Below are 7987 nucleotides of genomic sequence, written 5' to 3'. Positions count from 1 at the left end.
GTAGATATGTATGAGGATACAAAATTTAAAATAATAGATTTAAAGCCTGAAAGAGATCTTATTCACTACGTTTGGAATAGGCTTGTGATTTTAGCTGGAAAGGTGAACTTAGAAGGGGAATTGTATCTTTCTAGAACTATTCCTTATACAATTGAAACTTTGGCTATAGAATTTAATAGAGATGTAAATCAAGTAAAATTAGCATTGGATACATTTATAAAATTAGAAATGGTGGAAATTACTGAAGAAAATATTTATAAAGTGAAAAATTTTGCAAAGCATCAAAATATTAAGTCTAAGAATAAAAATAAAAATTTAAGTAAAGAGGTTGAGATAAAGAAAGATTTAAAAGAAGAAGTTAGTAATATTACAGATAAAGAGATTGAAGAAAAATCAGTTATAAATGAAAAAGAAAATTTAAAAAAGCAAGAAATGGAAAAGCGGAAGTTAATTGAATTAAAGGTTGCTAATGAAGATACGGGAGACAACGACCATAACAACCGCTCAATTGCACCTTTGGAAGTTAAAAGAAATAATGTGGCAAATAAAAAGAAGAAAAAAGAAAGTTCATCTCATGCTATTGAATTTGCTGAAGAAAAAGAAGATAATTCTATAGTTGGATTTAGTGAAGGAGATTATAAATTAGGTTTGGATGAACGGATTCTTAAACAGTATTCTTTTTGATTGCATATGAATTATTGACTTAACTAAGGGTTTAATGTAATATAACAAGGATAAGTATGTTATAATTGGGAGTGATAACATGAAAAATATTATAACAAAAGTAATCCCAAATGGTATCGCGGAAGAAGTCGGTATTGAGTTAAATGATGTTTTACTATCTATTAATGATAAGAAAATAAATGATATTATTGATTATAAATTTTTATCAGCGGATGAGGAAATCATTTTAGAGGTAGAAAAAAGCAATGGTGAAGTATGGGAAATTGAAATTGAAAAAGAGTACGGTGAAGATTTAGGTATAGAATTTGGCGGCGGCATAATGGATAAAGCAAAATCCTGCAGTAATAAATGTATATTTTGTTTTATAGATCAGCTTCCAAAAGGAATGAGAGAATCATTATATTTTAAGGATGACGATTCAAGATTATCTTTTTTGCAAGGTAATTTTGTTACATTAACAAATATGAAAGATGAAGATATTGATAGAATAATACAATATCACATAAGTCCTATAAATGTATCTGTTCATACGACAAACCCAGAGCTTAGAGTTCAAATGCTTAATAACAGGTTTGCAGGCAATGTATTTGAAAGAATGAAAAAGCTTGCAGCTGCTGGGATTAGGATGAATGCACAAATTGTTTCAGTTCCTGGGATAAATAATGGGGATGAACTTAAAAGAACTGTTGCTGATTTATATACCTTATATCCAAATGTTTCAGATTTAGCAGTAGTTCCAATAGGAATAACTAAATTTAGGCAAGGCCTTAAACAAGTTAGTACATATACAAAAGAACAATCAATAGAGGAAATCGAGAGTATTAAAGAACTTCAAGAAGTATATATGAGAGAAATAGGAACACCGTTTGTAAGATTATCTGATGAATTTTATTTAGTTGCAGATAGAGAAATTCCAAATGAAGAATTTTATGATGATTATCATCAAATTGAAGATGGAATAGGAATGGTTAGATGCTTCAGAGATGCAATAGATAATACCTTAGAAGATTTAGATAAAAGCATGAAGGGGAGTTTTTCTATTGTTACAGGAACTTTAGCTTATCCCGAAATTCTTGAGGCTAGCATTAAAATTAAAAATAATAATCCAAATATAAAATTGGATGTTTATGAAATAGTAAATAATTATTTTGGAAGTACAATCACTGTAGCAGGACTTTTAACTGGAACAGATATAATAGATCAAATGAAGGGCATGATAAATAGTAAATATTTAATTATGTCTAATAATATGTTTAGAAAAGGATATGAATTAGCAGACTCATCTGAGAAAATCATGCTGGATGATACTAAGATTAAAGATATTGAATCCGCTCTAGATGTTAAAGTGATAGTGGTTGATTACACAGGAGAAGATTTAATAAAAAAACTTAATGAATACAAGGAGGAATAATAATGGGTAAACCGATAGTTGCTATAGTTGGAAGACCAAATGTTGGGAAATCGACGTTGTTTAATAAATTGGCAGGGAAAAGAATTTCAATAGTTCAAGATACACCAGGAGTTACAAGGGATAGGGTGTATGCGGAAGCTGAATGGTTAAGTTATAATTTTACTATGATAGATACAGGAGGTATTGAACCTGAAAGAGACGATATCATTGTAAAGCAAATGAGAAGACAAGCGAATATTGCTATTGAAACAGCTGATGTTATAGTTTTTATTGTTGATGGTAAAGAAGGTTTAACAGCAGCAGATAATGAAGTTGCAACTATGCTTAGAAAGAGTAAAAAACCAGTAGTTTTAGTTGTTAACAAAGTAGACTCATTAAAAGATGAGGATAATGCATGGGAATTTTATAACTTAGGAATTGGTGATCCTATAACTATATCTGCATCTCAAGGGCTAGGACTTGGAGATATGCTTGATAAAATAGTAGAAAATTTTGATAAGTCTATTTACGATGAAGAAGATGATGAATATATTAGAATAGCAATGATAGGGAAGCCTAATGTAGGAAAATCCTCATTAATAAATAAATTACTTGGAGAAGAAAGAGTAATAGTTTCTGACATTCCAGGAACAACAAGGGATGCAATAGATAGTTATTTGGAAACAGAAGAAGGTAAATTTATTTTAATTGATACTGCTGGACTTAGAAGAAAGAGTAAAGTAAAAGAAGAAATTGAAAGATATAGTGTAGTAAGAACTTATGCTGCAATTGAAAGAGCGGATGTTTGTATACTTATGATTGATGCAACAGAAGGAATTACTGAGCAAGATGAGAAAATAATAGGTTATGCTCATGAAATGAGAAAAGCTATTATGGTTATTGTTAATAAGTGGGATTTGGTTGAGAAGGATGATAAGACTTTAGATAAATTTAAAAAAGAACTACAAGGGAACTTAAAGTTTTTAAGCTATGCTGAGTATTTATTTATTTCAGCACTTACAGGACAAAGAACTAACAAAGTTCTTCAAGTGGCTAAATATTGCTATGATAATTATAATAAGAGAGTTTCAACAGGAATCTTAAATGATGTTATAAGTAAAGCTGTTCTTATGAAAGAACCTCCAGTTGTTGGGCTTAAGAGAATGAAAATTTATTATGCAACACAAGTGGCAACTAAACCACCAAAGTTTGTATTTTTCGTAAATGATGAGAGTGCAAGACATTTTTCGTATGAAAGGTATTTAGAAAATCAATTAAGAGATAGTTTTGATTTTAAAGGGACTGGTATCCAAATTGAATATAGACAAAGAAAGGAATAATTATGAGCAAAATTACTTTTCTAGGAGGAGGAAGCTTTGGAAGTGCCTTAGCTGTTTTACTTGCAGAAAAAAATAATGTTGTTAATATATACAATAGGGATAAGAATGTTGTTGATGAAATAAATATTAAGAGAACTAACGAAAAATATCTCAAAGATTTATATATTCCTAAGGGAGTAACTGCGTTTAATAATATCGAAGAAGCAGTTGATGGTGCTGATTATATAGTATTATCAGTACCGTCCCATGTTATTAGAAATATGTGCATAGCTATTAAAGGAAAAATACCTAATACTATACCAATAATATCAATTGCAAAAGGTATTGAAGAAGATAGTGATAAAAGATTGTCAGTTGTAATTGAAGAGGAATTAGATAACCCTGTAGTAGTTTTATCAGGACCTAGCCATGCAGAGGAAGTTGTAATGAAAATACCTACTACAATAGTGAGTACGTCTAAAGATATGAAAGCTGCAGCCAAAGTTCAAGATCTATTTATGACTCCATATTTTAGGGTGTATACTAATGATGATATAATAGGAGTTGAAATTGGCGGAGCTGTAAAAAATGTAATTGCATTGGCCGCAGGAATAATAGATGGACTAGGGTATGGAGATAATACAAAGGCGGCGCTTCTTACAAGAGGTATGAAAGAAATATCTAGGGTAGGAATAGCTCTTGGAGGAAGAGCAGAAACTTTTTATGGACTAACTGGCATGGGGGATTTAATAGTAACTTGTACATCTATGCACTCTAGAAATAGAAGAGCAGGATTGTTGATTGGAAAAGGAATGTCATTAGAGGAAGCACTAAAGGAAATTGGTATGGTCGTTGAAGGTGTAAAAGCATGCAGAGCGTTTTATCAATTAAAAGAGAAGATTGGAATATCTATGCCTATAACAGATGGGCTTTATAAGGGCTTATTTGAAGGAAAGAATGCTAAATCTATTGTTGATGAACTCATGAATAGAGATAAAAAAAGTGAATTATTTTAATTTACTGCTTAATAGAATTCTAAAATAATTTTAGTCATATAATTATATGACCAAGGTTATTCTAGAATTTTTTTATTTTCATTTACCTAAATAAAAAGTTCTTGATTGCAGCATAGCTACTTTGGGGGAGTTTGCAAAAAAGTTCTTAATTGTAGTATAGCTACTTTGGGGAAACTTGCAAAAAAAGTTCTTAATTGCAGCATAGCTGCTTTTTTTAAAAGTTCTTTATTGTAGCATAGCTACTTTTTTAAAATGTGTATATTTTAAAATTAGGATGAATATATATATATTGGTAAAAAGAATATAGGAGGGAACTATGTGGATAATTTTAACATATACAAAGATATAGCTGATAGAACTCAAGGGGACATATATGTAGGAGTTGTAGGACCCGTTAGAACAGGAAAATCTACATTTATTAAAAAGTTCATGGATCTTATGGTAATTCCTAAAATTGATAATACTTATAAAAAGGAAAGAGCTAAGGATGAGTTGCCACAAAGTGGATCTGGGAAAAATATTCATACAACTGAACCAAAGTTCGTACCAAACGAAGCAGTTGAAATCAATTTGGGAGATGAGATCAAGTTTAAAGTAAGGCTGGTTGATTGTGTTGGATATATAGTTAAAGGTGCTTTAGGATATTTAGATGGAGAAGAAAGCAAAATGGTTCATACACCATGGTATGAGTATGAAATACCTTTTGAGGACGCTGCAGAAATTGGAACAAGGAAAGTTATTAAGGATCATTCAACAATAGGTCTTGTAATTACTACTGATGGTAGTATAACTGGAATAGACAGAGATGACTATGTTGATGCAGAAGAAAGAGTAATATATGAATTACAATCCTTAAATAAACCTTTTATTGTAGTCCTTAATACAAATAAACCAAATTCTCAGGAAGCAAAAGCATTACAGAAAGAATTAGAGGATAAATATAATGTAACTGTACAACTTATGGATGTATTTAATATGGAAGAACAAGATATAGAGAATTTATTTAAACATGTACTAAAGGAATTCCCAGTAAAAGAAATTAATATTGAGATGCCTGAATGGCTAGAAAAATTAGAACGAAACCATTGGTTAAAAAAAGATTTTTTCAACATAATTATGAACATGAGCCAAGATGTATCTAAAGTAAGAGATATAAAGTATTGTTTAAATGGTCTTGAAAATGAAGAATTCATGGGAAATGCCAATATAAAAGAAGTGAATCTCGGAAATGGAACAGCTCACGTGCTTATGAAACCTAAGGATGGAATTTTCTATAAAGTTTTAAGTGAGATATGTAATTTAGATGTTAATTCAGAAAGTGACCTACTTAGCATAATTAATGATTTGACCCATGCGAAATGTGAATATGACAAAGTTAAAGATGCTTTAGAGGATGTAAGAGAAAGTGGATATGGGTTAGTTGCACCACAGCTTGCAGAAATGAAATTTGAAGAACCTGAAATAGTTAAACAAGGGAATAAGTACGGAGTAAAATTGAAAGCAAGTGCTCCAAGTCTACATTTTATAAAATGTGATATTAAAACTGAGATAAGCCCTATAATGGGATCTGAAAAAGAATCTGAAGAACTTGTGAAAGGGCTATTAGAACAGTTCGAAACAGATCCAACACTTCTTTGGCAAAGCAATATGTTTGGGAAATCTCTAGAGGTGTTAGTGAAAGAAGGCTTACAGAATAAGCTATATAAAATGCCAGAGGATGTACAAGTTAAAATCCAAAAAACTTTACAAAAAATAATTAATGAAGGTAATGGTGGATTGATTTGCATAATACTTTAATAAGATAAATGCATAAATATTTATATAATTATAAAGTGTTGATTTTATAGTGTAGTTAAATAGTTAGGAACAAAATTGCTACATATTTTCAAGTATCATATATTATAATCAACACTTTTTTTTACCAGTTTTTTTGTTTATATGTGGAAAAATACATAACATTGGGATATAATAAAAGAAAGGATATAAATGAGGGGTATCTATGAAAAGAGAGTATAAGGCTTATAAGAAAGTTGGTAAAATAAAAATTTTTATAAGTGAGCTCTTAGAGCTTGATTTACCTAGAATTGTTTATGCCTCTCCAGGTGTTATAAAGCATATAAAAAAAAGACATGGTAGACAATTCACCAAAAAGATGAAGGATAATATAATAGATATTATAGAAAAAGTAATAAAAGAGCCTGAGTATGTTGGTTTAGATAATAAGAGAGGAACTGGCGGCTCTCTTGAACTAGTAAAAAGGGTTGATAACATTATTGTACTTTTGGGGCTTGAAATAGATTTAGAAGATGAGTATATATATGTTGCGACAATGTATCCAATTACTTTATCTAAAATGAACGCAAGAATATATAGAGGACGGCTGACAAAAGTTGAGGAAACGGAATTAAAAGAAAATATATTATAATGCACGGTTTATAAATTTATTTTTTGAGGTGAGAAAAGGCTCCTCATGCGCTAATATTTAGTAATCAGAGATGCAGGATACGCCGACCTGCCAAAAAATAATTTAAATTTAGAGACTACCTTACAATTTTTGTAAGGTGTTTTTTTTTTTTTTTTTTGAAATATAATTGTTAACAAATTGTAAACAAAATATTGACTAAAGAACATATATTAATTTATTATTGAATTATCGAGTTTAAATCCGTTAGAGATATAAAAGGGGGTGTAATATTGATAAGAAGTATGACTAGTTTTGGAAGGGCACAAAGTGATGAGAATCGCGAAGTAAGTTTTTCTATAGAAATGAAAAGTGTAAACCATAGATATTTAGATATAAATATTAGAATGCCTAGGACAATGCTGGCTTTAGAAGAAAAGATAAGAAATATTGTTAGCAAGAAGTTAAGCCGAGGAAAAATAGATGTTTTTATAAACTATAAGAATTATGGGAATAGTGCAGGAAAAATCAAATTAAACCTGAAGTTAGCTAAGGAATATCATGAATGTTTAAGACAAATTCAAAAAGAATTAAATGTTATTGATGATATATCTGCAGTTAAAATATCTAGATTTCCTGATGTTGTTACTATGGAAGAACCAGAGGAAGATTTAGAGGAAACCTTTAATGAAATTTCTTTATTAATTAAATCAGCTTTGAACTCAATGGAAGAAATGAGATGTATAGAAGGTGAAAAATTAAAAGCTGATATTTTATTAAAAATTCAAGTGATTGAGGGCTATGTAGAAGAAATTGAAAAATTATCAGATGCTATTCCTAAAAATTATAAGAAAAAACTTGAGGAAAGATTAAGTGAATTATTATCAGGAATAGATATAGATGAAGGAAGAATAGCTCAAGAGGTAGCAGTTCTCTCTGATAAAGCGGCTGTAGATGAAGAAATAACAAGATTACGAAGTCATTTAGGTCAAATGAAGAACACTTTGGATTTAGATGAACCTGTTGGAAGGAAATTAGATTTTATAATTCAAGAAATGAACAGAGAAGCCAATACTATAGCGTCAAAGTCTACTGACATAAATATAACTAATAAAGTAATCGAAGTGAAAAATACAATTGAAAAAATAAGAGAGCAAGTTCAAAATATTGAGTAATC

Annotated in this window: 7 protein-coding genes; all 7 read left to right on the top strand. The window is 29.9% G+C overall.

From position 1 onward, the window contains the following. The coding region (locus COL3_RS23830) for a phage replisome organizer N-terminal domain-containing protein (protein ID WP_099716734.1) at positions 1–684 on the top strand (684 nt) is incomplete at its 5' end. A 79-nt stretch (positions 685–763) separates the two neighbouring features. Then, complete coding sequence (locus COL3_RS23825) at positions 764–2095, top strand: DUF512 domain-containing protein (protein WP_008424878.1); 1332 nt, start codon at positions 764–766, stop codon at positions 2093–2095. Positions 2096–2097: 2 nt separating this feature from the next. Next, complete coding sequence (der, locus tag COL3_RS23820) at positions 2098–3414, top strand: ribosome biogenesis GTPase Der (protein ID WP_008424876.1); 1317 nt, start codon at positions 2098–2100, stop codon at positions 3412–3414. Between the two features lie 2 nt (positions 3415–3416). Next, positions 3417–4409, top strand: coding sequence for an NAD(P)H-dependent glycerol-3-phosphate dehydrogenase (locus COL3_RS23815; protein ID WP_008424875.1), 993 nt, complete (start codon positions 3417–3419; stop codon positions 4407–4409). Positions 4410–4727: 318 nt separating this feature from the next. Further along, positions 4728–6206, top strand: a complete 1479-nt coding sequence (gene spoIVA, locus COL3_RS23810; protein WP_008424873.1) for a stage IV sporulation protein A — start codon at positions 4728–4730, stop codon at positions 6204–6206. Between the two features lie 202 nt (positions 6207–6408). Further along, positions 6409–6834: a hypothetical protein gene (locus COL3_RS23805; protein ID WP_008424871.1), complete on the top strand. Its 426-nt coding sequence runs from the start codon at positions 6409–6411 to the stop codon at positions 6832–6834. A gap of 269 nt (positions 6835–7103) precedes the next feature. After that, the gene (locus tag COL3_RS23800) at positions 7104–7985 is read left to right on the top strand and encodes a YicC/YloC family endoribonuclease (RefSeq protein WP_008424869.1); all 882 of its coding nucleotides are present in this window, start codon (positions 7104–7106) and stop codon (positions 7983–7985) included. Positions 7986–7987: the final 2 nt, after the last annotated feature.

This window comes from Clostridium sp. LS, from assembly GCF_002760435.1.
GTDB lineage: Bacteria > Bacillota > Clostridia > Clostridiales > Clostridiaceae > Clostridium.
This window is presented reverse-complemented; position numbering and strand designations above follow the sequence as displayed.